The organism is Corallococcus sp. CA049B (assembly GCF_003611685.1).
Lineage (GTDB): Bacteria > Myxococcota > Myxococcia > Myxococcales > Myxococcaceae > Corallococcus > Corallococcus coralloides.
The window spans coordinates 1-25,072 of the sequence record NZ_RAWC01000045.1 but is presented as its reverse complement, the minus strand read 5'-3'; the positions used below and the strand labels follow the sequence as shown (position 1 = coordinate 25,072).

Below are 25,072 nucleotides of genomic sequence, written 5' to 3'. Positions count from 1 at the left end.
GGACCTCCGTGCGAACCGGCGGCGGCTAGAAGCCGGCGCCGGGGTGTGTCTTGTGACAACTGCCGGTGCACTGCTGGAACGACTCGCGGCCCCCGCCGACGTACATGCTCTCGATGGGGCCGAACTTCGCCACGTGGCTCTCAGGGTAGCTCTTGTGGCACGACAGGCAGGCGGCCTTGCTGGTGCGCTGCGTGGTCTCCTGCTTCAGGTGGCAGGACGAGCACTTCTCCAGGGGCGCGTCGAAGCGGTTGGAGCGCGAGTGGATGAAGTGCGTGCGCACGAAGATGGGACCTTCCAGTTCGAAGCCCAGCGGAGCATGGCACGACGCGCACGCGGCGCGGTTGTCGTTCGCATGCAGGACTTCACCCAGGTCGCCGCCCTTGCTGTGGCAGGTGTTGCACGGACCCGTGGTCAGAGCCGCGCTGGTGTGCGTCTTCGTCCCCACCTGGATTTCGATGGTGCGCGACGCCGGCACGTCCTCACCCAGGTAATTGCGGCGCGCCTTGGCGGTCACCAGGTAGGTGCCGGGCTTCACGTCCGCGGGCAGGGTGTAGGTCCAGGTGTCGCTCACGGGGGCGTCCCAGCGGCCGTCATTGGGGAAGAAGGCGCCGCCGAACAGCTTGTTGGACGGGGGGAAGGTCATGAACTGCGCATAGACGCCGTCGCGCGCCGGGGTGGCGATGGTCTGCACGTCCTGCGAGTCGTCCAGGAAGGCCTCCAGGTCGACGATGGTCCGGATGGGCTGGATGTCCTGCGCCGGCCCGATGAGCTGGGTCATCATCATCCGTTCCTGGTGCTTGCGGCGATAGTAGGTCGTCGTGGGGTTGAAGAACGCCTGATAGTACTGGATCCCCGCCGGGCTGCCGGGAGCGCCCGGAGGTGCGACCTCATTGTAGGTTGGGAGGCGCCCGGCCGGGTGCAGGCGCTTGCCCTTGCCGTCCTTCAGGGTCATCTGGAAGGTGACCTGCGACCCGGGGGCATACGTGCCGTCCTTGCGGGGCGCCGTCAGGGGCTTGATGTCGATGCCGAACCCGTAGCTGAACTCCGGCTGGGACACCTGCGTGACGGGGATGTAGTAGGGGGCGAACGGGCGCAGGCTCCAGCGCAGGCGCAGACCGGCCGTGCGGGAGTTGAAGGTGAGGGTCTGCTTCTTCGCGTGGCCGTACGCGTTGCGCAGCTCCACCAGCGCCTCCTCCTCATAGGCCGTGGCGCCGTCGCAGTCCGTGAGCGAGCGGCAGTCGCGCGTCCACTGGATGGCGCGCATGCGGCGGATGAAGAAGTCGTCACGCTCCGTGCGGCGGGTGTCGTCGCTGCCGATGTTCAGGAGCACCGGGGCGCCCGTCAGCACGCCGCGCGCGTCCACCGGCTCCACCGTGAAGAGGCTGGTCGCCTTCATCCACGCGGCGTCACGGTAGAAGCGGCGGCGGGTGAAGGTGCCGTCCGGGTTCGACAGGCCCACGAACTCCTGGTCCGCCAGGCGCACACCCGCCCACCCGATGGCCAGGAAGTCGCTGTTCTGGCGCAGGCCGTCCACGCCCTCGTCCTTCGACGCGGTCATGGAGGCGCGCAGGTCAATCTGGTTCACCCAGAAGGTCTGGCCGGCCTTCACCTTGATGGGCACGCCCTTGCCGTTGTCCACCTCCAGCGCCAGGCCCACGGCCGGCTCGCGGTTGCCGCCACCCAGGATGTCGCCCAGCGACAGGTCCTGGCCCTGCGCCGCGAGCTGGGGCTCGGCACCGGACTCCACGAGGGCGGAGGGCTCCAGCTCCGTGGACTCCGGACCACCGCACGCCACCGTCAGGCTGGCGAGGGTCGCCAGCAGGCTCGCGCGGCCCGCCGTGAACAGGCGGGGGGAAGTGCGAGAACACCGCTCCCGAATCGTGACAGTTCCAGCCATGAGGGGACTCCTCCGAACGCGTATGTGCGGACGGCTGCCGGGGCAGCGTCGCGGCCAGTGGACCCGGGTGCCCTTGCGTCGGGGGGACGCTGGCGGAGGGTCACTCTCAAATCCGGCTTTTGCCGGAAACGAGTAGTTCTAGCCACACGGAGAATATCCACAATCAACAGAGCGATTCAACTTCTGAGAATAATTCTAGTCAGAGTCGAACTCGGACTGTTCGTGACTGGATGAGAAGGGCCTCTGGGGCGCAACCCACCCGGGAGGGTCATACTCGAATCGTGTTTCCCACTTCCTCCTGTGCTTCCGGGGTGAACGGGAGTTCGACAGTGAACTCCGAGCCCTCGCCGAGCCGCGAGTGGACGCGGATGGTGCCGCCGTGGGCTTCGACGAGCTGGCGGACGATGTAGAGGCCCAGGCCAAAGCCCGGCGCGCGGCTGTCTGTCGTGACCCGCTCGAAGCGGGTGAACAGGCGCTGCTGGGCCTCCGCGGGGATGCCGGCGCCGTGGTCCCGCACCGACATCTGGATCCGGTGTGAGTCCTCATCCACGTTCACATGCACCTCCACCGGCTGACCCCGGCCGAACTTGAGGGCGTTGCTGACCAGGTTGGTGAGGACGCGGTCCAGGCGCTGGCGGTCCCAGCGGCCGCGGGCCGCGTTCCGGGCGTGGACGGTGAGGGCGCAGCCGGCGGCGGCGGCCTGGTCCTCGTGGCGGGCGGCCACCTCGTGCGCCAGCTCCGCCAGGTCCATGGGCCGGGACTCCAGCACCAGCCGGCCGCCGGACAGGCGCGACAGGTCCAGCAGGTTGTGCACCAGCTGTCCCAGCCGCTTCGTCTCGTCCTCGGCCAGCAGCAGCCCCTCGCGCAGGCGCGGATCCTCCGCGTGCGCGGGCGCGCACTGCAGGCGCACGCGGCGCAGGCGCAGCTGCAGGGAGCTCAGCGGGGTGCCCAGGTCGTGCGCCGCCACGCCAATGAGCTCCAGCGCGTTCTGCGTCGCCGCCAGCAGGCGGGCGTTGTCCAGCGCCAGCGCGGCGCGCGCGGACAGCTCCTCCAGGAAGGCCTGGTCCACCGCGCCGTAGTGGCGGTGGGGCCGCGTGGACAAGAGGCACAGCGTGCCCAGCACCCGGTTGTCCACGACGAGCGGCACGCTCAGCGCGGAGCGCACGCCCAGCGCGCGCCACAGCTCCGCGCAGGTGCTGTCGCTGACGGAGGAGGGCAGCCGGTCGGGGTCCACCTCCGCGAAGCGCTCGGCGCGGCCGGTGTGCATGACGCGCGCGGGGCCGGGCTCGTCCAACGACGGCCTGCGCATCAGCGGCTCCCACAGCCGCGCCTGGGTGGCCGCGTCCGCGCACGCCACCGCGCCGGGGCGCACGCCGCCCGGGCCGTCCGGCAGGTAGAGCACGCACGCGTCCGCGACCTCCGGCACGCACAGGCGGGTGAGCGCGTTGCCCAGCTCCTTGGCGCCGGCCTGCGGCTGCAGCACGCGCCCGGCCTCCGCGAGCAGCGCCTGCATGCGCTCGGTGCGCTTGCGCTCGGTGATGTCGCGCGTCACCTCCGCGAAGCCCTGCAGCGTGCCGCCCTCCGCGTAGAGCGCGGTGAGCAGCGTCTCCGCCCAGAAGCGCGAGCCGTCCTTGCGCATCCGCCAGCCCTCCGACTGCAGGCGCCGCTCGCGCGCGGCCCGCTCGCGGTGGGAGGCGGGCAGCCCGTGCGTGACGGCATCCGGCACGTGCAGCACCTCCACGCGCTGGCCCACGATGTCGCAGGACGTCCACCCGGTGAGCCGCTCCGCGCCCGTGCTCCAGCAGGACACCGTGCCATCCGGCTCCAGGAAGCACAGCGCGTAGTCGCTCACGCCATCCATGAACAGGTGCAGCCGCTGCTCACTCTGCACGGCTTCCGCGTGCATGGGGCCCAGCGCGTTGCGCAGCACCATCACCAGCGCGACCAGGGCGCCCAGGCCCAGCAGGCCGGAGAGGATGTCGGAGGCGTGATGGAGGACGGCCCCGTCGTCCACCGTCAGCGTGTGGGCCGTGAACACAAGGGTGGCAAGCAGGATGAGTCCGGCCAGAAGGCATACGGACAGACCTGCCCCGACCCGCTGAGCGAAGGTCCAACGTCGCAGCATGTGGCACTCCCCCCCGACGGCACCGAGCGCTTCTGTGCAGAAGGACGCTCAACATCACCGAAAAGGTGGGGTGAGCGACATCGCACTGTCGGGCAGGGTATCCTATAACCCTGTTTTTACCTGTTTGTCATGAAATCATGGACCCTACCCCCAGGGATGGGAAATTCCTGGCGGGCAGGACGCGGCGGGGCTGTCGGATGGTGGACGGTGACCGGCGCCTTCCTGGGAACTCGGGCCTGGAATCAAGGGGTTGGAGGGGATGGAAGCGCCTGCGAAATGGCCTTCCGGGCGCTGGGACGTTATGGAGCGCCCCCTCCTCGTCACCCGGGTGTTGCACGGCATATGGCGTCTCTCGTCGAAGGTCTGAAGGTCCGCTACCTCCCGCAGCCCGAATGGGGCGTGGGGCATCTGGTGTCGCTGCAGGAGCAGGGGGCCAAGGCCCTCATCGCCTTCCCGTCCCGCGAGGACGCGCCGGTGCTGGTGTCCACGCGCGGCGGTGCGCTGGTGCCGTACCAGCTGCCCAGGGGCGAGCCCATCCAGACGCCGAAGGGACGCAAGGCCACCATCCTGGGCGAGGAGCCGGGTGCGCGCGGGCTGCGCCGCTACGTGGTGCGCTTCGAGGACACGGGCGAGGAGGACGAGCTGCCGGAGTCCGAGGTCCGCGCGCTGGCGCCGCGCTCCGACCTGCTGTCCACGCTGCGCGACGGACGGGTGGGGGACGCGAAGGCGTTCATGCTGCGCAAGCAGGCGCTGGTGCTGGACGACGAGCGCCGGGGTGACGCGCTGGGCGCGCTTCTGGCCAGCCGGGTGATGGTGAAGCCGCACCAGGTGGGCGTGGTGCAGCGCGTGCTGTCCGCGCGCCGGCCGCGCTTCGTGCTGGCGGACGAAGTGGGCCTGGGCAAGACGATTGAAGCGGGCATGGTGTTCAGCGCGCTGCGGCTGGTGGGCCTGGCGCGGCGGTGCCTCGTCGTGGCGCCCAGCCACCTCACCGTGCAGTGGCTGGTGGAGCTGTTCCACAAGTTCAACCAGCTCTTCACGCTGATGGACTCGGACCGCTACGAGCAGTCGCTGAAGGAGGCGCCGGACGTCTCTCCGTGGGCGCGCTTCCCGCTGGTGGTGACGAGCCTGGAGCTGCTCAGCCGCACCCGCGAGCACCGCGAAGAGGTGGCCGCGGAAGACGCCTTCTGGGACCTGGTCATCATCGACGAGGCGCACCACCTCAAGGGCGAGAAGGCCTTCGCCGCCGCGAAGGGGCTGGCCGCGAACTCGTGGGGACTGCTCCTGCTCACCGCCACGCCCATGCAGCTGGACCCTGCGGAGTACCACGGCCTGCTCACCCTCATCGACGCGGCGACGGCGCCGTCCGTGAAGGGCTTCGAGGCGCGGCTCCAGCGCCAGGAGGAGCTGTCCACCGCGGTGCGCGCGCTCATGAGCGGCAAGGACGACGGCAAGGACGCGAAGGCCGCCGTGGCCTCGCTGGCGAAGCGCTTCCCGGAGGACGCGCGCCTCCAGACGCTGAAGGAGAAGGAGGCGCTGCTCGCGCACCTGGCGGAGACGTACAGCCTGTCCGACCGGCTGGTGCGCAACCGGCGCGCGGTGGTGGGCGGCTTCAGCACGCGCAGGCTCCACCGGCACCCGGTGCGGCTCACGCCGGAAGAACTGACGGCGCGCGACACGGCCCTGGCCACGCTGGCGAAGGGCACGCTGCGCGGCGCGCCGCTGGCCAACGTCCTGCGCCGGCTGGAGTCCAGCCCCGCGGCGTTCGCGGGCGCGGTGAGGTCCAACCCGGCGCTCAAGGGCGCGGACCTCAAGCTGACCGGCCGGGACGCGAAGCTCATCGCGTTCGTGGGCGTGCTGCGCGGCATCTGGAAGGCGGAGCCGCGCGCGAAGGTGCTCGTGTTCACGGAGAGCCGCGACACGCTGGACTCGCTCCAGTCGGAGCTGTCGCGCGAGGGCGTGGAGGCGCTGGGCTACCACGGCGACCTGCCGCTCGTGGAGCGCGACCGGCAGGTGGCGCGCTTCCGCGACCCGGAAGGGCCCCAGGTGCTCCTGTGCACGGAGGTGGGCGGCGAGGGCCGCAACTTCCAGTTCGCGCACCACCTGGTGCACTACGACCTGCCCTGGAGCCCCTCCACGGTGGAGCAGCGGATCGGCCGCCTGGACCGCATCGGGCAGGCGCACCCGGTGGAGATCCACGTCTTCGACCCCGCGGGCACGCTCGCGTCGGACGTGCTGATGCTGCTGGCGGATGCCGTGGGCGTCTTCGGTGAGACGGTGGGCGGCCTGGACGCGGTGCTGGAGGAGGTGGAGGACCGCATCGCGGACCTGGCCCTGCTGCCCCGCGAGGCGCGCGTGGAGTACGCCGCGGAGCTGAAGGCCCGCGTGGAGGCGGCGCGTGAGCAGGTGAAGCGCGCGTACGACCCGCTCTTGGACGTGCGCAGCTTCGACAAGCCCGCCGTGGCCCGGCTGGTGGCGCGCGCGCAGGAGCGCATGGGTGAAGAGGCCCCGGAGCCGGGAGACGAGGACTCCGAGGACGAGGCCCCGCCGCTGGAGGACGGGCTGTGGAGCGTTGCGCGCGACCTGGACGAGCGCCTGGAGGAGACCGTCACGGAGCTGGCGCGCCGCGTGGGCATTGGCGTGGACACCGACGAACAGGTGGAGGCCTTCCAGGTGGCCTTCCAGTTCGGCCACGCGCTCAACGTCGAAGGCCTGCCCGGCATCGACGTGATGCAGGACCGCACCGTGCTGGGCACCTTCTGGCGCGACACCGCCGTGGAGGCGGAGGAGCTGGAGTACTTCGCCACCGGCCACCCGCTGGTGGAGGCGCTGTTCGGCTTCCTCAAGGACGGCCCCTACGGCCGCAGCGGCTTCCGCCACATCGAGAAGCGCTCCGTGAAGAAGCCCGCGCGCGGCCTGGAGCTGCTCTTCCACGTCCAGCTGCCAGAGCCCCAGGACACGACCCCCGGCGCCCGCGTGCCCAGCCGTCAGCTGGCCCGCTTCCTCACGCGCACCCTCCTGCCCGTGGCCGTGGTGGAGGGCCCCCAGGGCCCCGTGGCCGACACTTCCGTACTGGCCGCACTGGAAGCCGACGGCAAGGCCCTGAAGGGGGATGAGGTCCACCAGGCCTTCCCCGGCTTCGGCGCCTTCGTGGACGCCGCGCTGCCCGTGGCCCAGGCCGCCGCCGAGGCGGAGCTCGGCCGGTCCGCGAAGAAGGCCCGGGCCGCCATCGAGGCCGAACGCGACGCCGCCGCCGCCCGCCTGCGCCTCTCCCTCTCCCACCAGGGCCTGGCCCCGGAGGCGGTGGAGGCCCAGGTTGACGCGGAGCGCTATCACTACGAGCGCCTGCTCCAGGCGCTCTCGGGGGCGAAGGTGGTCCTGGACGCCGCCTGCGGCTTCACCCTCAATCGTTGAGTAAACAGTTGTGTCACAATGGAATCGCTCCTGGCGGCGTTCCGGCCATTTGACCGATTCCCCAATCATCGAGAATCTAGGAGGAAGGCAGCCTCCCCCGATATGGCCTTCCCCCAATCCCAGCGTCGGAAGCACGAGTCCGGTCAGGCCGCCGTGGAAGCGGCGCTGTGCATGCCGCTCGTGGTGTTCATGGTGCTGGGCACGCTGCAGCTCTTCATGCTGCTGCAGGGCCGCATCCTGGCGCAGGTGGCGGTGTACCGCGCGGTGCGCGCGGGCAGCTTGAACCACGGCAGCTGCGAGGCGATGACGCACGCGGCGCTGGTGACGATGCTGCCCACGGTGGAGCACACGCGCACGCCCGCGCAGCTGGCCAACGCCTTCGACGCGCGCAAGCGCAACTACCTGCGCGTGCGCGGCTCCAAGGGGACGCTCTTCACCGAAGGGCCCATGGTGGAGATCGTCCGCGAGTCTCCGAGCGTCGCGTGGGTGCGCGGCCATGGGGACGAGGACCTGCTCTTCGATGTGCCCACGGACGACCCGGCGCTGATGCGCCAGCGCACGCTCGAGATCCGCATGGTGGCCTGGTACTACATGCGCATCCCGTTCGCGGACTGGGTGATGAGCCGCATGTTCCTGGCCCAGTTCCACCTCAAGAACTACACGGACGCGAACCCGCTCAGCCCGGCGCAGAAGAAGACCGACTGGTGGGCGGATACGGACGTGGAGCTGGGGCCGGATGACTGGCCCGGCGGGGACCTGGGGGACCGGATGGTGCGCTGGAACGCGCAGGGGCACTACCTGTTCCCCATCCAGGTGCACGCGGCCATGAAGATGATGACCCCGGTGAGGGCGGCGAACTTCAATGGAGGTGCCGGATGCAGCCTGCACGGCTTCTGAAGTCCGGCCCGCGCGGCCAGGCGCTGGTGCTGTTCTCGCTGACGTTCCTCCTGTTGACGTTGATGGTGCTGGGCACGCTGGGCTTCGGCATGCGCGCCAAGGAGCGCGTCGAAATCCAGATGGCGGCGGACGCGGCGGCCTACAGCCAGGCGGTGTCCACGGCGCGCACGTTCAACGCCATCGCGGTGATGAACCGCGCCCAGATTGCCCACATGGTGGCCATGGCGGGCACGCAGTCGATGATCAGCTACGGCAGCCAGCAGTACGCCGCGCGGCAGCTGTCCCCGTGTGCCATGCCCGGCAATGACTGGTCCGCCCTGGACGAAGCGGCGGGCCAGCAGGTGATCACGCTCCAGGGGCGCGCGGGCAGCATGTTCCGCGCGGAGCTGGCCATGTACAACCGGCTCATCGGCACGCACCTGGCGCAACAGGGCCTCACCAGGCTCATCGCCAGGGAGGTCAACCCGGAGCTCACCGCCCCGGACGAGGGCGACGCCAAGTCCCTGGCGGAGGTGTCCGGCGGCGCGTCCTCCGGCACCAGCTACGACGACCTGATGCAGCAGGTGAAGACCGGCACCGTGCCGGACACCGCGGGCGCGGTGATGACCACCGGTGGAGGCCAGGGGGATGCCATGCGCAACGCCACCATGGGCAGCCTGGGGTGGACGTGGGTGCACAACCGGGAGACCGGCAGCGCGGGCTTCGGTTCGGGCGCCGCCGCGCACAACCCCGGCTTCCGGTTCTACGCCAGCGCGGGGGCGATGGACTCCTCCACCTACCAGACCATCTCCGGCCGCAACTCGTGGGCGCACGACCACGGCCGCGCGGTGACGGGCACCTGCCCGGACGGCACCCCCTACACCGCCGCGGCGACGGACGCGTGGGTGATGTCCGACGAGCGCCAGTCCCACGAGGACCAGCACGTCTACGGCGCGAAGGCGCCGCCCGGCCAGGGCGCGGAGAACAACACCACCGTGGATGAACGCCACACGCTGGGCGCCTGCGTGGTGTGCCCCGGCATCTGGCCCTATTCCGTGGGCTTCAACGCGGGGCTCCTGCACGGCAACGCCGACGAGAACGACTACGGCCAGCCCAAGCTGTACGCCATGCTCCGGCGCGACTACGCCAGCGACTCGCGCCGCGCCCGGCCGGACCCGTGGAACCTGGTGTTCACCTTCAAGTTCGCCAACCAGGAGACGGAGTTCGACAACGCCGCGCCGCTGGGCCGCATCCAGCCCACCGGCCGCGAGGACGTGCAGCGCAACCAGGTGGCATTGGCCGCGGGGCTCGCCTACTACCACCGGCCCCGGCCGGCGGCGGTGGGCGGCGGCTGGGAGGAACCGCCCAACTTCCTCAACCCCTTCTGGCGCGCCACGCTGGTGAGCACCGAGGGCGCCCGCGACGACAAGCCCGCGCGCAGCCTGGAGCAGGCGGGCTTCTCCGAGCACGCGGACGCGCTGCGCCGGCTGGACAACGCCGGCTACCGGGGCGGCAGCAGCACGGGAGGGAAGTACTGATGCGCGCGCGCGCTTTCACGTCGCGCCGGGGGCAGGCGCTCGTCGAGACGGCCCTGGGCTCCATGGTGTTCGTCACCATCCTCCTCTTCGGCATCTACTTCGCGGAGGTGGGCGCGCTGTCGCTCAAGGTGCAGGAGGCCGCCAACTTCGCGCTGTGGGAGGCCACCGGGCACGTGATGCACAACCCGCAGAGCGGCGTCTTCCAGCGCTCCAACGCGGAGGCCCTGGGGGCGTCGGAGGCCGCCGGGCGCTACCAGGACTTCGACGGACGCTCCGGTCAGAACAGCGGCGCGATGACCTTCCAGCAGGCGCTCGCCCGCGCCACGCGCATCCAGGTGGACTGCGAGCCGACGCGGCCCGCGGGCAGCCCCGTCAACATCCTGGGCACCCGTCCGCAGGACGCGTCGACCGCTGAAACGGGGGCGCTGGCGCAGGCCATGGACATCCAGTCCGAGGGCATGTCCTGCACGGCGTTCACCACCCTGCGCGCGGAGCGGCTGGGCAACTTCATGGAGCCGGAGTTCTTCAAGGTGTCGCACCGGCGGGCCACCGACCCGTTCCGCGTGTGCGCCGCCGGGCGCGCGTCTGGCGGACGCTGCAACGGGCGCTTCTTCATGCTGCTGGACGACTGGGGCCTGTCCTCCGTGGCGGAGGGCCGGGAGTGCCCGCTCATGATTGACAGCGGGGGCACCTGCGCGAACGTGGACTACTACGGGTGGGCCCAGAGCGTGTACCAGGAGAACGGCGGCGGCGGCGGCGCGGGCAGCGCGCTGATGGCGGGCGTGGGCGCGACGGGCGGCGTGAATGAAGACCAGTTCTTCATGAGCTTCCGCGGCGCGGAGAGCAACTACGAGCAGAGCATCGGCGGCTCGCACGCGGGCAACCAGACCGTCTGGGAGACGACCCCCTTCGTGGCGGACAACCTCTCCCCCACCTACCGGAACGACGGCCGGCGCAACAAATGGCTGGGAGGCGTGCCGCATTGACGCGGGCAGGGCGCGTGGCGGGCGCGGTGCTCTCGCTGCTATCGGGCCTGTCCGCACAGGCGGCCCCCGACGCGGGCGTGCCGGACGCGGGCGTGCAGCAGGCCGCGCCGCGCTTCGCGTGGCCCCGGCTCCAGGTCATCGCGCACGTGGAGTCCAGCGACATCGTGGAGGCGGGCGGCATCCCGGTGGCGCTGCGCGCGGTGCACGTGAAGGAGAACATCCGGGACCTGGTGCAGCGCTTCGCGGACGCGTTCCGTGACGGCGGCCTCTACGTGCCGCCCGGCAAGGAGCAGGCGCAGTACGCGAACAACGCGGCCATGCTCACCGCGTTGGATCCGAAGCGGCGCATCACCTACACCGTGGTGATGATGCCGCAGGCGGATGGCACCACCACGCTGTACCTGGGGGAAGCCAACCACGCGCTGGCGCGCCCGCAGGACGCGGCCGGGGACTTCGCGCCGCTGCCGCCGCGGGCGAACGGCGTGCTGCGCGTCAACGCGGAGGGCTCGCGCACGCTCACCTTCCAGGTCCCGCTCACGGGGCCGCAGGTGGACGCCTTCTACGAAGACGCCCTGGCGAAGGCCGGGTGGAAGCGCGGCGACGAGCCCGGCCTGTACTCGCGGCCCGGCGCGGAGCTGCGGCTCACGCACCAACCCGACAAGGATGGCCAGCGCGGCGTGGTGCTCATCCATCAGCAGCGTGCGCGCTGACACGCGCGGGCAACAGCGCGCGCGCTGATCAGGCGCGCAGCTTCTCTCGCAGCGCCTTGGCGCGGCCCTGCATGTCGGGGTCCAGGCCGGTGAGCTCGATGGACTTCAGCCGCTGGTCCAGGCTCTTGGGCAGCTTCTTCTGGAGCGTGCCCGCCTCCTGGAGCGACTCCAGCTTCGCCAGCGCCTTGTCCACGATGCGCTCGCGCGGGTGGTCCAGGAGGCTGTCGAGGAAGTACGCGTCCTCGGGCAGGTCCGGATACTTCTCCAGGTAGTCCACCACGCCCTTCACCCAGTCCGCGCGCGTCTCCGACTCCTGCACCTTGCGCAGGGCGTCCTTCTGGGCCTTGCGCTTGCCTTCGGGGTCGAACGTCTTCGCGAGCCCCTCCGGCAGCTCGCCGCCGGTGAAGAGGGCGTCCGCGGCCGTCTTGTATTTCTGGTAGCTGGCGCTGCGCTCCAGCTTCTGCTGCGCCGGGTCGTCCTGGCGCGAGTGGTACTTGCTCTTGCCGCGCTGCGCGTCCAGCTCGCGGTAGGACTTGTTGCGCTTGCCGGTGAAGCCACCACCGTCGTTGTCGTCTCGGGCCATCTTCATCTCCCCTTGCGGGCGCGCCACAGCGCGGCCAGTCCCCGCCGGACGAGGGTGCGCACCTGCGCCAGCTCCTCGGGGGCGAGGGGGTGCTCCTCGTCCTGCTCCGCCTCGAACAGCGCTTCCGTCACGTATTCCTGGAGGGCATCCGGCGCGGGCGGCGCATCCGGTTCCCTGTCCAGGGCCCTGGCATCCACGGCCGAGAGCCCCGGCGCCCAGCCCAGCTCCAGCATGGCGTGCAGCTCGAAGAGCAGGTGGCGGGCGACTCCATAACCTTCGTCCGTGAGGCCAGCGGCGTCAAGCGCACCCAGCAGGCCGTCCTGCCGGTTCTCGAAGGCATGCATCAGCCGCGTGCGCGCCTTGTCGTCGTCCTCCAGGTAACGCCAGGCGGCCTCCACGAATTCGCCGGTGGGCTCGTCTGGATGGAAGGGCGCTGGCGGCTGCAGCCGCTCCTTCTTCGGACGCGGTGGGCGGGGGCCGTCCTCCAGCCGCACCGCCTTCCCCTCCAGCACCAGGTCCCAGAGGCCCAGCAGGTTCTGGTACAGGCGGCGCGCCAGCTCCGGGTCCTGGAAGCGGGGCTCCCCGTCGAAGAGGGTGGGAATCACCTGGCTGGCATCGGCGCCTTCCGCGCGCGCCTCGCGCATGCGCTCGAGCACGTCGGCGGTGTCGCAGGGACTGCCAGACAGCTCCAGCAGTCCGTCGAGCGTCTGTGCACCCTCGAACTGGCGGACGAAGTCGGGGGCTCGGTTCTTGGAGCGGCTCATCGTGGAATGGACGGTAGGCACAAGGCGGGCATCCGCGCACGGGGCAATCACGCGGAGGCGGCCGTCGCTTCCGTTTCGGGCGCGGCGCCCCTACTGTGCGGCAGTCATGGCCGTGGAAACTTCGTCCGACCCCTTGAAGTCCGCGATGCAGGAGCTCTACCGCGCTCGCGCGGTGGAAGGCCCGCTGGGGGAGAACGGCCTGCGCACCGTCTGGCACCTGTCTCCCCAGGGCGCGGAGTTGATGTCGCTGGTGGACGGGGACGGCCGGGTGCGCCGCCAGGAACTCACGCTCCTGGATGAACACTGCATCTGGGCCAGCGGCCAGGGCGTGCGCACCGGCCGGGTGGAGGCGGGCGAGGCGCGGCCCGTGTCCACGGAGGTTCGCGCGGACCCGGAGCTGGTGCCGCAGCGGCTGGTGCGCGCCGCGCAGGCGCTCGCCACCTACGAAGGCCAGGACCGTTACATCCTGCACATGCAGCGCGTGCTGGCGCTGGCGCGCGAGGGGCTGGAGATGTCCAGCGTCACGTCGCCAGATCCCCTGTCGGAGCCGCCGGGCCGCAACCCCGGTACGCGGGACACCGTCGCCACCCGGACCGTGACCTTCACGCCGGTGGCGCCGCCTCCGCCCGAAGCCGCGGCCGCCGCCTCAGCGCCCGAGCCGCACGTGGCCCCGGAGCCGGAGCCCGTGCTGCTGCGGCACGGTCAGCCGCTGCCCAACGAGGTCCTGCCCCCGGTGGTGCGCAAGTCGGAGGGGCTGGTGATGGTGGCCGTCTTCGGCTTCGCCGTCGTGGTGGGGCTCATCATGCTGTTCGTGCTGTCTCGGGGAAGCTGAGCCGCACGGGCGAGCGCTCGCCCATCAGGTGTGTCACATCCGCGTCGGTGGGAACGGGGCCGGACGTCCTGCGGCCGGTGGTGACGCGCTCCGGGCCCAGCGTGGTGTGCAGCGGGTGCGCGTCCAGCACCAGCAGCACGGCCACCGCGGCGGTGAGCACCAGGCCGCCCACCCACTCCAGCGCGCGCGTCCGCCGGGCCTCCGCCGCGCGGTACGTCATCAGCCAGGCGAAGCCCAGCGCCAGCAGGCAGGAGAAGCAGCTCCAGCGCACCGTGCGCAGCCGCGCCGCCTGCGCCATGCCCTCCGCCATCAGGTCCGGACGGAGCTCGCCGGGGGCCCGCGACAGCTTGGACAGCAGCGTGAAGAGCTGGTGCGCCTCCAGCGTGCCCACCACCGCCATGCCCGCCAGCGCCGCGGACACCAGGCTGCCCAGGAGCAGGCTGCGGCGCGTGTGGTCCCGCACCGCCCGCGCGGTGTTGTAGCGCGCCATGCCCAGCGCCACCGACAGCGCGCCCAGCAGCACCGCGCTCGTCCAGGCCCCCAGCAGCCGCGGGGCCATCGCCTTGCCCAGCCCCGCCGTCAACACGATGCCCGCGTCCGTGGCGGACACCATGGGCAGCGCCGCCTGCATCCGCTCCAGCGCCACCTCCGTGCCCAGCAGCCCCAGCGTCCACGGCACCGTCGCCATGCCTACCATCACCGCCAGCGGCACCGTGCGGCCCAGCAGCGTGGAGCCCGTCGCCAGCATGAGCAGGGGCACCTCCACCACCAGCGTCAGCACCAGCAACGCCGCGAAGGGCCCCGCGGAGCTCACCACGCTCACCAGTCCGGCGGGACTGCCCAGGAGCACCGGCAGCGTGCCCCCCAGCACGCACACCATGGTGGGGACGGCCAACGCCACGATGAACGGCCCGGGCGCGACGTGAGGTCTGACTGGAACAAGCATTTCCAGTGAGGATAGGGGGTCCGTGATTCCTTGTAATTCAGACGGGGGGACGGCCCACGAGCCAGTACACGACAGAGCAGACGGCGCCGGCCACGGGCGCCAGCACGATGCTCCAGAGCAGCGTCTGTCCGCAGTCCGCGCCCTCGCAGCCGATGCGCCCGTAGGCGAGCACGCCGCCCGCGAGCATGGGCAGGTGCATGCCGGCGATGAACAGGCCCAGGCCGCGCAGCACGAGCCCCCGGTACCAGGGCCGCGTCCACAGCCGGAAGACGAGCGGGACGAACACCAGCGTGCCGGTGAACGCGGCGGCCAGCGCGAAGTGCCGGGCGGCCACCGCGACGCACGCGCCCGCGGCCAGCAGCAGGGCGGGCACCAGCAGGAGCGCGTTGAGCGACAGCGGCTCTCGTTCGCGGGGCGGCGTCTGAGGCATGGGCCAGGGCGGAAGGCTCGCAGGGCGTGCCCGGTCGCGCAAGGCCGGCAATGGCGTGGAGTGGATGGGCACGGGGCCCCATGAACACCCCTTCGCGAGCGAAGGCCATGGCCCCGCGGGGCGGCGTTCAGGCGGCGACGGCGCCTTCACCCAACAGGCGTGCGTAGCGGCCCCGCAGCGCGAGCAACTGCTCGTGCGTGCCCGCCTCCACCACCTGGCCGCCCTCCACCACGGCGATGAGGTCCGCGTCGCGCACGGTGCTGAGCCGGTGCGCGATGACCAGCACCGTGCGGCCCTTCATCAGCGCCTGGAGCCCCGCGCCCACCGCGGCCTCGCTGGTGGCGTCCAGGGCGCTCGTGGGCTCATCCAACAGCAGCAGGGACGGGCGGCGCAGGAAGGCGCGCGCCAGGGCCAGCCGCTGGCGTTGTCCCCCGGACAGGCGGCTGCCCCGCTCGCCCACGGGTTCATCCAGGCCGCCGGGCAGCGCCCGCACGAAGTCCTCCGCGTGCGCCAGCCGCAGCGCTTCCCACAGCGCGTCGTCCGTCGCGTCCGGCTGGCCCAGGCGCAGGTTGTGGCGCACGGTGCCGGAGAAGAGCACCGGCTCCTGCGGCACCCACGCCAGCTGCGCGCGCACGCTGGACGCCTTGAGCGAGGACAGCGGCACGCCGTCCCACTTCACCTCGCCACCGCTCGGCGGCAGGAAGCCCAGCAGCACGGAGAACAACGTCGTCTTGCCCGCGCCGGACGGGCCCACCAGCGCCACGCGCGCGCCCGCGGGAATGGTCAGGTCCACGCCCTTCAGGGCCTCGCGTCCGTCCGAGTAGGTGGCGCGCACGCCGGACAGCTCCAGGGCGCGCGACAGGGGAGGGGCCTCCGCGCCCACGTCCGGCGGCACCGGCGAGTCCGCGAGCGCGAACAGGCGCTCCGCCGCCGCCAGCCCCGTGAGCACCTGGGACAGCGTGCCGCTCAGCGACTTCACCGGCTGGTAGAGCAGGAGCGCCGCCGCCATGAAGGACAACAGCCGCCCGGCCAGCGTCGGATCCATGGACACCGCGCGGGCGCCCCACGCCACCGCCACCGCCACGCCGACGATGCCCAACAGCTCCACCGTGGGGCTGAAGGCGCCGCGGATGAAGAGCGAGCGGCGCATCTCCGTGAGGTACGCCTCGGCCTCCGCGTCGAAGGACTCCAGCGCGCGGGGGACCGTGCCGTAGGCCTGCACCACGGGGAGGTTCTGCAACTGCTCGGCGGTGATGGCGCTGAGCGCGCCCAGGTTGGCCTGCGAGCGGGTGGCCACCTTCTTGAGCGACCGCGCGAAGCGGCTCACCGGCACCACCGTCACGGGCACGACGACGAAGGTGAAGAGAAAGAGTTTCGCGTCGATGAGGAAGCAGGTCGCCAGCAGTGCGCAAACCTGCAGCCCATCCCTTACGTACGATGACAGCGCCTGGTTGACAGAGAACTCCACCAGGGGCACGTCCGAGGTGAACCGGGAGACAAGTTCTCCCGAGTGGCGCTGCTCGAAGAACGCCGGCGGCTGGGCGAGCAGCCGGCCGTAGAGAAAGCCCCTCAGGTCGGCCATCACACGCTGGCCCAACCGCTGCATCAGGCCGCCCTGGAGGAACTGGGCCGTGGCCTTCACGAGTGCGACCGCGACGACCAGCAGGGGCAGCCGGGACAGCAGGGCCTCCGGGGCCAGGGTCATCCCCGCGACGGTGACGGGGGCACCGGTGAGGACGGCGCGCAGCAGGGGGCCGACGATCCAGGCATACGCGGCGGTGGCGGCCGCGGCGGTGAGCGAGGCCAGCGTGCCCGCGAGCAGCAACCGGCGGTACGGGCTCAGGTAGCCCAGGAGCCGGCGATAGACGTGCGCGGAGGGACGGGGGGCCACGGAGGGGGCGCACTCTGTCACCGAGGCGACGGTGCCGTCCAAGCCAAAGGGACGTGGGAAGCGCGCGTGCATGCCCGCCCGCCCCACGGCCGGTCAGGGAGCGCTCGCGCCCGCCTGCGTTGCCGCATCCCACACACGCGGACAGCTTGAGATGCGCCATGGAAACCAACTCCGAGAAAGAAGTCCTGTTCAATCCCGGCTGCGAGTCGGTCGTGGATGACGAAGAGCGCCGCCGTCTGCTCTGGCTGATGGCCGAGTACTTCCGCACCATCGGTTACTCGGACATCAAGGCCCGGCTCCCTGGCTTCATGCCGCCGCCCGTGCTCTCCGGCACCATCGAGGACCACCGGCCGGACTTCACCTGTCGCCAGTCCGACTCCGCCCGCACGCCCATCATCCTGGAGATCGTCACCCCGGGCATGGTGGATGATCCGACCGCGGAGAACCGCTGGAGCCTGCTGGCGAGCGCCGCGAAGCTCTACAACGCGGAGCTGCACTTCGTGGTCCCCAAGTGGTCCATGAACGGCCCCGTGGACCCGGCCCTCAAGCGCCGGCTCGCTCGCATGGAGCTGACGGTCAACCGCGTCTGGACCGTGTAGCGCGAAGCCCCTGCTTCACACAGGGTTGGACCCCGGCCTGGATTGCTGGCGTGTTTCGCTGCGTTATAGTGACTCCGATTCTCTACGCAGCTTGAAAACGCCAGTAATTTCCAGGGGTTCGATTCAATGGCAGGGGCCGCAGGGCAGAAGCGCGACTACTACGAGGTCCTGGGCGTCCAGAAGAACGTTACGGCGCAGGACCTGAAGAGCGCGTTCCGGAAGGTCGCGTTGCAGTACCACCCGGACCGCAACCCCGGGAACCACGAGGCCGAGGAGAAGTTCAAGGAGGCCTCGGAGGCCTATGAGGTCCTGAGCGATCCGGACCGGCGCACGAAGTACGACCGCTTCGGACACGCGGGCAACCCCTTCGGGGACGCGGGCGGCGGCTTCCAGGGCGTCAACATCAACGACATCTTCGGGGAGATCTTCGGCGACATCTTCGGGGGTGGCGGCGGGCGTGGCCGGCAGCGGCAGAGCCGGGGCGCGGACCTGCGCTACAACCTGGAGATCAGCTTCGAGGAGGCGGCGTTCGGCTGCCGCCCGAAGGTGACCATCCCCCGTCCGAAGAAGTGCGAAACCTGCTCCGGCTCTGGCAGCAAGAGCGGCGCGGCGCCCCGGCAGTGCGCGGCGTGCGGCGGCAGCGGAGAGCTGCGCTACTCGCAGGGCTTCTTCGCGGTGTCCCGTCCGTGCGGTGACTGCGGCGGTTCGGGCGCCACCATCCCGGATCCGTGCGCGAAGTGCCGGGGCTCCGGGAAGACGCCGTCGGAAGAGGTCATCGAGGTCGCCATCCCGGGCGGCGTGGACAACGGCACGCGCGTGCGGCTGGGCGGCATGGGTGAGCCGGGAGACCGGGGCGCGCCCGCGGGTGACCTGTACGTGACGGTCATCGTGCGCGAGCACCCGCTGTTCCAGCGCGAGGAGTACGAGGTCTTCTGCGAGGTGCCGGTGTCCTTCACGCAGGCGGCGCTGGGCGCGAAGATCGACGTGCCCACGCTGGACGGCAAGGTGAAGATGACCATCCCGGCGGGGACCCAGTCCGGCAAGGTGTTCCGCCTGCGCGGCAAGGGCATCCCGCACCTGCACAGCCAGCAGCGGGGGGATCAGCACGTGCGCGTCATCATCGAAACGCCCACGGAGCTGTCCTCCAAGCAGCGCGAGCTGCTGGAGCGCTTCGCGGAGGTGTCCGGCGAGGAGACCCATCCCCAGTCGAAGTCCTTCTTCGACAAGGTGAAGGAGCTCTTCGGCTAGGTGGCCGGGCGTGCGTCCGGGGCCGCGTGAAGGCGTGGCTCCGGGGCCGCACGAAGCGGGGGGAGGGCAGGGGCTCCCCTCGGTGACGCACGCGGGCATGCGCGGTGCACTGAAGCGGACGTTCCAGGGGAATCTTCCCCCCGCTCAAGTGTCGACGGAGCCGCACCCGCGCTGCTATGCACTTCGCCATGGAAGTCCTCTCCGCATCGCGCCGCGCGCTCGTCGCCGCGCTGGCCCTGACGTTGACCGCCTGCCCCAAGACGCCTTCCCGCACCGACAGCCGGGACGACACCTCCGGGGGCGACTCCACCCAGCCCAACCGGCCGCGCGTGGAGGTGAAGCAGGACGCCACCGCGAACGCCGCGCTCGCGCAGGCCCGCACCCAGGCGCAAGGAAACCCGGACAAGAAGCAGGCCGCGGAGGCCTACCTGTCCGTGCGCAAGGCGTACCCCGCCACCACCGCCGGCCAGGACGCGCTCTACAACGCGGGCGTCCTCTACTTCGAGGCGAAGGACTACGCGAACGCGCGCAAGACCTTCAACGAGCTGCTCTTCGAGAACCCCCTCTACGCCCAGGCCGAGGACGCCAAGCACAAGCTGGCCGTCTCCGCCATGGAGGTGGGCGCCTACCGCGACGCGTACCAGACGCTCACCAGCTTGGCCGAGCGCGCGGAGGGCGCGGAGAGGGAGCAGCTGCTGAGGGAGGCCGCGCGCGCCGCGGAGGGCGCGGGCCTGTACACGCAGGCACTGTCCTCCGCTGTCAAAGAGGCGGGCGACGCCCGGACGGAGGAGGAGAAGGCCGCCGCGGTGAAGAAGGTGGAGCAGCTGGTGGAGGGCCGCGCCAGCTTCCTCGACATCGCCCGCGTGCAGGAGGGGCTGTCCCCGTCCAACCCCGCGTGGCCGGTGCTCCAGTTCAAGCTGGCGCGCATCTACTACCACCTGCGCGACTGGACCCGCCTGGAGGAGACGCTCCAGACGTTCCTGCGGGACGCGCCCAACAGCACCTTCGCGCCGCAGGCCAAGGAGCTGCTCGCGCGCGCCACCCGCCGCGTGGAGGTGCGTCCGCGCACCGTGGCGGTGCTCTTGCCCATGACGGGCCGCTACCAGCCCATCGGCGAGGCGGTGCTGCGCGGCGTGAAGCTGGGCCTGCAGGGCAGCGACATCGAGCTGGTGGTGAAGGACACGCAGGGCGACGTCAACAAGACGGGCACGGCGATGGAGCAGCTCGCCTTCGACGACGGCGCCATCGCGGCCCTGGGCCCGCTGCTGGTGGACGACACCAAGCGCGCGGCGCTGCTCGCGGAAGAACTCCAGGTGCCGCTGCTGACGCTGAGCCGTCAGGAGGGCATCACGGACATTGGCCCGTACGTCTTCCGCAACATGCTGACGAACTCCGCGCAGGCGCGCGCCATCGCGGACTACGCGATGAACGTGAAGGGCTACAAGCGCTTCGCGGTGCTCTACCCGAACATCCCCTACGGCGTGGAGCTGGCGAACGAGTTCTGGGACGACGTGGTGTCGCGCGGCGGCGTGGTGCGCGGCGCGGAGTCGTACTCCTACGACCAGACGACGTTCACCAGCGAGGCCAAGCGCCTGGTGGGCCGCTACTACCTGGAGGACCGCGGCGACTACGCGGAGGCCGTGCGCGACGTGCAGGGCGAGAAGATCACGGACGCGTACCGCCGCCGCAAGGCCATGGAGAAGGCCCGCAGCGGCGTGGAGCCCATCATCGACTTCGAGGGCCTCTTCATCCCGGACGACTGGCGCCGGGTGAGCCTGGTGACGCCCGCGCTCGCGGTGGAGGACATCGTCACCAACGCGTGTGACCCGCGCGACCTGGAGCGCATCCGCAAGACGACGGGCAAGAAGGACCTGAAGACCGTCACGCTCTTCGGCACCAACCAGTGGTCCAGCCCCAAGGGCCGCTCGGGCCTGCCGGAGCTCCTGGAGCGCGGCGGCAAGTTCGTCACCTGCTCGGTGTACGTGGACGGCTTCTTCGTGGACTCGCAGCGGCCGGCGACGCAGAAGTTCGTGAAGAGCTACCGCGACGCGTACAGGGAGACGGGCCGCGACCCGGGCCTGCTGGAGGCCATCGGCTACGACTCGGCGCGCATGGTGCGGCAGGTGCTGGACAAGCAGCGGCCCAACACGCGCGCGGCGATGCGCGAGGCCCTGGCGGGGCTGAAGGACTTCGACGGCGCCACCGGCCGCACCTCGTTCAACGACAAGCGTGAAGCGGACAAGCAGCTGTTCCTCTTGTCCGTGGACAACAAGGGCGTGAACGAGATCAACGTGGACAAGGAGAAGGCCGCCGTCCGCGGGTCGGGTTCATGAGCTTGCGCGCCGGGGGCTTCGTGCTCGCGGGCGTGCTGACGCTCACGGGCTGCGCGCACACGGCCGCGGGCCTGGCGCCGGACACGCTGGGCCGGTTGGAGTCCACGCCCGGAGGCTTCCTCTCCGGCGCGGTGGAGGGCTTCGACGGGGAGCCCACCGTGCTCGACCGCAAGTTCTTCATCTACGCGCTGGACTTCGCGCCGCGCGGCCAGCGCGTGGCGTACACGCGCCTGGGGGACGATGCGTACCACGTCTCCATCTGGGACCTGGCGCCCGCCGCGGCGAAGTCCGGGGACGCCAGCGCGCCGGTGCTGCGCGCGGATCCATCGGTCAACGTGCAGCAGTACGACGTGGAGGGGGTGGCCTTCTCGCCGGATGGCGCGCGCGTGGCCACGGTGAGCCGCGGCGGCGCGGTGCAGCTCTTCGACGCGGCGACGGGCGCGCAGGTGGGGGCGCTCGCCACGGAGGAGCCGCTGGTGTCGGTGGCCTTCCATCCGGACGGCAAGTGGCTGGCGGTGGGCAGCGCGCAGGGCCTGGTGTCCCTGCTGTCCGTGCCGGAGCTTTCGTTCGGCGCGGAGGCGCGGCTGCACCTGGGGCCGGTGAGCGCGCTGGCGTTCGCGGCGGACGGGACGCTGTACTCGGGCGGCTGGGACAAGCACGTGCGCGCGTCGGACACGCCGGAGCAGGCGCTGAAGCCGGACGTGGCGCGCACGCACTTCGAGCGGCGCGGCGGGTTCGCGGCGGTGCAGGGCCGCGTGGACAGCGGGCCGCCGGTGGTGCTGGCGCTGGACTCGCGCACGCCGGTGGTGGTGCTCACCTCGGCGGCGGCCACGGCGTCCGGCATCGACGCGACGTCCCTGAAGGACACCGTCACCGTGCCGGGCGCGCTGGGCAACACCGTGGCGCGGCTGGCGCGCGGGCGCACGCTGCGCTTCAAGCAGCTGACGCTGCCGGGCGTGGACGTGGCGGTGTGTGACGCGTGCGTGCCGCAGGGCAGCCAGGGCGTGCTGGGCGCGCCCTTCGCCGAGCGCGTGGACACGGTCTTCGACGAGACGACGGCGGAGGCCGTGCTCACGCTCAAGGGTGGCGCTCCGGAAGGGGCGACCGCGACGACGGCGCGGGCGCTCACGCCGCGGCGGGACTTCACCTTCCCGGCGCACGTCAACGACGTCACCGTGGACGCGCGGGGACAGCGGCTGGGCGTGGCCTTCAGCCAGCAGAAGGCGGAGCGCAACCGCACGGTGTACGAGCGCGAGCGCAAGGGCATCCAGGAGCCCCAGGGGCCGTGGAACGCGGGCGCGCTGGTGGACGCGGCCTCCGGGCAGGTGCTGCACAAGTGGGAGCTGCACCACGGCGTGGTGTCCACCGCGTCCATCTCGCCGGATGGGCGCTCGCTGGTGTCGGGCGGATGGGACCGGCGCGTGTATCTCTTCGCCGAGGGCGCGCCGGAGGCGAAGGGCGAGCTGGAGTTCGGCTGGAGCGTGCGGCGCGTGCGCTTCTCCCCGGAGGGGCATCAGGTGGGCGTGGCCGCCTGGACGCCGCCGAAGGTCACCGGCAACCAGGAGAGCGACCCTTCAGCGGTGGTGGTGGGCGTGCGCTACGCGTCCCCCACCGTCGAGTCGCGCGCGGCTCAGTAGTTGAGGAACACGGCGCTGCGCGGAACGCCGCGCTGGGCCAGCTGCGCCATCACGTCCTGCACCATGTCCGAGGGGCCGCACACGAAGGCGATGGCGTGCTCCAGCCGCTCCTCGCCCAGGTGGGCCTGCACGTAGCCGGTGAGGCCCTGCCAGCCGCTGGCGCCGGGGCGGCTCACGGTGCACAGCACGCGCACGCCGTCCGACATCCACTGCTGCAATTCGCGCTGGTACGCGAAGCCGCTCGCCGTGCGCGCGCCGAAGTACAGCGTCACCTGGCCATACGCGCCGCGCTCCTGGCGCACGGCGGCGATGACGGGGCGGATGGCGGAGATGCCGGAGCCGCTGGCGAACAGCAGCAGGTCACGGCCGCGCGCCTTCTCCATGGGGAAGCCGGGGCCCGCCGGCCGCGTCACCTCCACGTGCGCGCCCAGGGGCAGGTGCAGGAGCGCGGAGGGCAGCGTGCCTTCCTCCTTGAGGAGGAACTCCCACCGCGTGCCGTTGGGGGCGGGCGGCGAGGCGATGGCGAACATGCCCGGCTGCCCACCCGGAAGGCGCAGCTGGACGTACTGCCCCGGGTGGGCGTGCGAGCCCACGAGCGGCGTCCCGCCGATGTCGAGCACCCAATCCGTGAGGCCATCCGCCGAAGGGGTGCGGGCGGTGACGGTGGCGTTGTGCCAGTCGCTCATGGGGACTTTCTAACCCGTCCTCCTGGCGCGTGCCTGCCCTGCTAGAGTCCTGCCCGTGAAGACCGTGTTCTGGCTGTTCATGTTCCTCGTCGGCCTGGCTGGCGTGGTGATTCCGATCACCTACCTCTACACGGCCAGCAAGCTGCCGCGTCTGGAGAGCGAGTTCGACGTCGAGAGCCAGCTGCGCCATCGCATCGAGGGCGACCGGATGAGCGTCCTGGCGGGCCGGATGGACCAGGGCATCCGGGATCGCTCGTCGGTGACGTTCACGCGGCCGGACTTCTCGCGGATGCCCAAGGACCTGGTGGCGCTCTACATCCGCCAGATGGAGTGCCCCACCTACTTCCAGACGCCGCGCGAGGACGGCCGCGCGTGGGCGTGGCGCCTGTTCGCCGGCGTGACGCTGGGCAAGGCGCCCCCCGGGGACGGCGCCTGCGAGCGGCGCCTGGCCATGCGCATCGCGCGGGAGATGGGCATCGAAGGGGACCTGCAGCTGTCCGTGGCCGCTCACCGGCTGCATGCCTTCTTCCAGAAGGATCAGCTCGTCGCCTACGACCTGTCCATCATCCGCTTCGAGCGCGGCGTCATCGGCGTGGAGGACGCGGCCCGCAAGCTCTTCCACCGCGAGCTGGGGGAGCTCCAGCTGTCGGAGCTGGCGGAGCTCCAGTTGGCGCTGCCGCCGTATGGCTATTACGGCGACATCAAGGCCTGCAAGAACGGGAGCCTCATCCGCCAGAACCGCGACCTGCTGCTGCAGGACCTAGCGGGCTACGCGCTGGTGAGCGAGGAGCGCGCGCGCAACGCCATCGCGCAGCCGGTGGCGTGCCTGTCGGTGAAGTAGCGGGCGGTCAGCGCCGGACTGCCGCGAGCCCGCAGCGCAGGCCCAGGTCCACCGCGAGCAGCGCAGGACCTGGGGGCGCGGTCATGGCGTGGCGCCTACTTGAGGTACTGCTGCTTCCAGCCGCGGAGCTCGCTGAGGATCTCCGTGCGGCCCGCCGCGTCGTCGGCGTTCTCCAGCCGCTTCAGCTGCCGGTCCAGGTAGTTGCGCGCGGCCTGGCGGGTGAGTCCCTTGTGGACCTTGTTGTCGGCGTACAGGGGGCTGCTCTCGACCTGACTCACGGCGGCCATGATCTGATCCCGCACGGCGGACTCGCTCGCGGACTCCGCGCGCCTGGGCGCCGGGACGTCGCGGACGGTCTTCACGGCCACGGCCTTGACGGTGGCCGGCTCCGGTTTCGCGGCAGGGGGCTCCTCGACGACAGGCGCGGGAGTGGGCTCCGGCTCGGGCGCGGCGACGACCTCGGGCGCGGGCGGCGTGGGTTCCACCTTCGGGGCGGGCGGCGGCGGAGTGGCGACGGCGACGACCGGCGGAGGCGTCTCTCCACCTCCGCGCGTGGCGATGACCACGCCCACGGCGGCGAACAGCACGGCCGCGCCCACGGCGATGGGCGCGAAGCGGCGCAGGGACGACGTCTCCTCCTGCGGCACCATCAGGTCGTCCGGCGGGACCGGCGGCGGCACCTGGGTGGTGGGGCGGCGCGCGTCCGCGTCGCTGACGACGACAGCGGCAGGGGCGGGGG

General features: G+C 71.4%; 19 protein-coding genes and 1 pseudogene. 11 read left to right on the top strand and 9 right to left on the bottom strand.

Annotated features, from left to right (window positions below; translation table 11 throughout):
• Positions 1–25: 25 nt before the first annotated feature.
• Together D7W82_RS13240 and D7W82_RS13235 are read right to left on the bottom strand one after the other, a co-directional pair.
• The gene (locus D7W82_RS13240; RefSeq protein ID WP_120618697.1) at positions 26–1,897 is read right to left on the bottom strand and encodes a cytochrome C; all 1,872 of its coding nucleotides are present in this window, start codon (positions 1,895–1,897) and stop codon (positions 26–28) included.
• 268 nt (positions 1,898–2,165) lie between these two features.
• Positions 2,166–4,022, bottom strand: a complete 1,857-nt coding sequence (locus D7W82_RS13235) for an ATP-binding protein (RefSeq protein WP_120618696.1) — start codon at positions 4,020–4,022, stop codon at positions 2,166–2,168.
• Between the two features lie 342 nt (positions 4,023–4,364).
• Between D7W82_RS13235 and D7W82_RS13230 the strand changes: the two genes are divergently transcribed.
• From D7W82_RS13230 to D7W82_RS13210, 5 genes are all read left to right on the top strand, one after another.
• Positions 4,365–7,433, top strand: a complete 3,069-nt coding sequence (locus D7W82_RS13230; RefSeq protein ID WP_120618695.1) for a helicase-related protein — start codon at positions 4,365–4,367, stop codon at positions 7,431–7,433.
• 102 nt (positions 7,434–7,535) lie between these two features.
• Entirely contained in the window at positions 7,536–8,330 is a 795-nt protein-coding gene (locus D7W82_RS13225) for a TadE/TadG family type IV pilus assembly protein (protein ID WP_120618694.1), read from the top strand.
• On the top strand, positions 8,309–9,847 hold the full coding sequence (locus D7W82_RS13220) for a pilus assembly protein (RefSeq protein ID WP_120618693.1): 1,539 nt from the start codon (positions 8,309–8,311) through the stop codon (positions 9,845–9,847). Before D7W82_RS13225 ends, D7W82_RS13220 begins: the two co-directional genes overlap by 22 nt.
• Positions 9,847–10,833, top strand: coding sequence for a hypothetical protein (locus D7W82_RS13215; protein ID WP_120618692.1), 987 nt, complete (start codon positions 9,847–9,849; stop codon positions 10,831–10,833). Before D7W82_RS13220 ends, D7W82_RS13215 begins: the two co-directional genes overlap by 1 nt.
• A complete protein-coding gene (locus D7W82_RS13210) occupies positions 10,830–11,543 on the top strand; it encodes a hypothetical protein (RefSeq protein ID WP_233587475.1) in 714 nt (237 codons plus the stop codon). Before D7W82_RS13215 ends, D7W82_RS13210 begins: the two co-directional genes overlap by 4 nt.
• A gap of 28 nt (positions 11,544–11,571) precedes the next feature.
• On the opposite strand, the gene D7W82_RS13205 is transcribed toward D7W82_RS13210, so the two are convergent.
• On the bottom strand, positions 11,572–12,126 hold the full coding sequence (locus D7W82_RS13205) for a hypothetical protein (protein WP_171411874.1): 555 nt from the start codon (positions 12,124–12,126) through the stop codon (positions 11,572–11,574).
• Between the two features lie 2 nt (positions 12,127–12,128).
• Entirely contained in the window at positions 12,129–12,890 is a 762-nt protein-coding gene (locus D7W82_RS13200) for a hypothetical protein (protein WP_120618689.1), read from the bottom strand.
• 106 nt (positions 12,891–12,996) lie between these two features.
• On the opposite strand from D7W82_RS13200, the gene D7W82_RS13195 reads away from it, so the two are divergent.
• On the top strand, positions 12,997–13,722 hold the full coding sequence (locus D7W82_RS13195) for a hypothetical protein (RefSeq protein ID WP_120618688.1): 726 nt from the start codon (positions 12,997–12,999) through the stop codon (positions 13,720–13,722).
• Here D7W82_RS13195 and D7W82_RS13190 read toward each other — a convergent pair.
• The 3 genes from D7W82_RS13190 to D7W82_RS13180 all read right to left on the bottom strand — a co-directional run bounded on the left by D7W82_RS13190 (position 13,691) and on the right by D7W82_RS13180 (position 16,989).
• A complete protein-coding gene (locus D7W82_RS13190) occupies positions 13,691–14,623 on the bottom strand; it encodes a hypothetical protein (protein ID WP_147439311.1) in 933 nt (310 codons plus the stop codon). The two genes, D7W82_RS13195 and D7W82_RS13190, sit on opposite strands and share 32 nt — an antisense overlap.
• Positions 14,624–14,705: 82 nt before the next feature.
• A complete protein-coding gene (locus D7W82_RS13185; protein ID WP_120618686.1) occupies positions 14,706–15,098 on the bottom strand; it encodes a hypothetical protein in 393 nt (130 codons plus the stop codon).
• Between the two features lie 127 nt (positions 15,099–15,225).
• The gene (locus tag D7W82_RS13180; protein ID WP_120618715.1) at positions 15,226–16,989 is read right to left on the bottom strand and encodes an ABC transporter ATP-binding protein; all 1,764 of its coding nucleotides are present in this window, start codon (positions 16,987–16,989) and stop codon (positions 15,226–15,228) included.
• Between the two features lie 158 nt (positions 16,990–17,147).
• Here D7W82_RS13180 and D7W82_RS13175 point away from each other — a divergent pair, with 158 nt between their 5' ends.
• The 4 genes from D7W82_RS13175 (at position 17,148) to D7W82_RS13160 (ending at position 22,806) form a co-directional block, all read left to right on the top strand.
• Positions 17,148–17,588, top strand: a complete 441-nt coding sequence (locus tag D7W82_RS13175) for a hypothetical protein (protein ID WP_014393482.1) — start codon at positions 17,148–17,150, stop codon at positions 17,586–17,588.
• Between the two features lie 126 nt (positions 17,589–17,714).
• Entirely contained in the window at positions 17,715–18,836 is a 1,122-nt protein-coding gene (gene dnaJ / locus D7W82_RS13170; RefSeq protein WP_120618685.1) for a molecular chaperone DnaJ, read from the top strand.
• A gap of 188 nt (positions 18,837–19,024) precedes the next feature.
• The gene (locus D7W82_RS13165) at positions 19,025–21,169 is read left to right on the top strand and encodes an ABC transporter substrate-binding protein (protein WP_233587473.1); all 2,145 of its coding nucleotides are present in this window, start codon (positions 19,025–19,027) and stop codon (positions 21,167–21,169) included.
• The gene (locus D7W82_RS13160; RefSeq protein WP_120618683.1) at positions 21,166–22,806 is read left to right on the top strand and encodes a WD40 repeat domain-containing protein; all 1,641 of its coding nucleotides are present in this window, start codon (positions 21,166–21,168) and stop codon (positions 22,804–22,806) included. The genes D7W82_RS13165 and D7W82_RS13160 overlap by 4 nt, the downstream gene beginning before the upstream one ends.
• Here D7W82_RS13160 and D7W82_RS13155 read toward each other — a convergent pair.
• Entirely contained in the window at positions 22,800–23,492 is a 693-nt protein-coding gene (locus tag D7W82_RS13155) for an NAD-binding oxidoreductase (protein ID WP_120618682.1), read from the bottom strand. The genes D7W82_RS13160 and D7W82_RS13155 overlap by 7 nt on opposite strands.
• Before the next feature lie 55 nt (positions 23,493–23,547).
• On the opposite strand from D7W82_RS13155, the gene D7W82_RS13150 reads away from it, so the two are divergent.
• Positions 23,548–24,333 (top strand): transglycosylase domain-containing protein, encoded by a 786-nt coding sequence (locus D7W82_RS13150; RefSeq protein WP_120618681.1) that lies wholly within the window; start codon positions 23,548–23,550, stop codon positions 24,331–24,333.
• A gap of 95 nt (positions 24,334–24,428) precedes the next feature.
• Here the strand turns inward: D7W82_RS13150 and D7W82_RS13145 are convergent.
• Positions 24,429–25,072: pseudogene (locus tag D7W82_RS13145) on the bottom strand (serine/threonine protein kinase); the annotation flags it as partial.

What these genes read in the sequence shown, in the direction of transcription:
- D7W82_RS13240 (WP_120618697.1), bottom strand. Translation starts at nt 1,897, where the DNA reads ATGGCTGGAACTGTCACGATTCGGGAGCGGTGTTCTCGCACTTCCCCC.
- D7W82_RS13235 (WP_120618696.1), bottom strand. Translation starts at nt 4,022, where the DNA reads ATGCTGCGACGTTGGACCTTCGCTCAGCGGGTCGGGGCAGGTCTGTCC.
- D7W82_RS13230 (WP_120618695.1), top strand. Translation starts at nt 4,365, where the DNA reads ATGGCGTCTCTCGTCGAAGGTCTGAAGGTCCGCTACCTCCCGCAGCCC.
- D7W82_RS13225 (WP_120618694.1), top strand. Translation starts at nt 7,536, where the DNA reads ATGGCCTTCCCCCAATCCCAGCGTCGGAAGCACGAGTCCGGTCAGGCC.
- D7W82_RS13220 (WP_120618693.1), top strand. Translation starts at nt 8,309, where the DNA reads ATGCAGCCTGCACGGCTTCTGAAGTCCGGCCCGCGCGGCCAGGCGCTG.
- D7W82_RS13215 (WP_120618692.1), top strand. Translation starts at nt 9,847, where the DNA reads ATGCGCGCGCGCGCTTTCACGTCGCGCCGGGGGCAGGCGCTCGTCGAG.
- D7W82_RS13205 (WP_171411874.1), bottom strand. Translation starts at nt 12,126, where the DNA reads ATGGCCCGAGACGACAACGACGGTGGTGGCTTCACCGGCAAGCGCAAC.
- D7W82_RS13200 (WP_120618689.1), bottom strand. Translation starts at nt 12,890, where the DNA reads ATGAGCCGCTCCAAGAACCGAGCCCCCGACTTCGTCCGCCAGTTCGAG.
- D7W82_RS13195 (WP_120618688.1), top strand. Translation starts at nt 12,997, where the DNA reads ATGGCCGTGGAAACTTCGTCCGACCCCTTGAAGTCCGCGATGCAGGAG.
- D7W82_RS13185 (WP_120618686.1), bottom strand. Translation starts at nt 15,098, where the DNA reads ATGCCTCAGACGCCGCCCCGCGAACGAGAGCCGCTGTCGCTCAACGCG.
- D7W82_RS13175 (WP_014393482.1), top strand. Translation starts at nt 17,148, where the DNA reads ATGGAAACCAACTCCGAGAAAGAAGTCCTGTTCAATCCCGGCTGCGAG.
- dnaJ (WP_120618685.1), top strand. Translation starts at nt 17,715, where the DNA reads ATGGCAGGGGCCGCAGGGCAGAAGCGCGACTACTACGAGGTCCTGGGC.
- D7W82_RS13165 (WP_233587473.1), top strand. Translation starts at nt 19,025, where the DNA reads ATGGAAGTCCTCTCCGCATCGCGCCGCGCGCTCGTCGCCGCGCTGGCC.
- D7W82_RS13160 (WP_120618683.1), top strand. Translation starts at nt 21,166, where the DNA reads ATGAGCTTGCGCGCCGGGGGCTTCGTGCTCGCGGGCGTGCTGACGCTC.
- D7W82_RS13155 (WP_120618682.1), bottom strand. Translation starts at nt 23,492, where the DNA reads ATGAGCGACTGGCACAACGCCACCGTCACCGCCCGCACCCCTTCGGCG.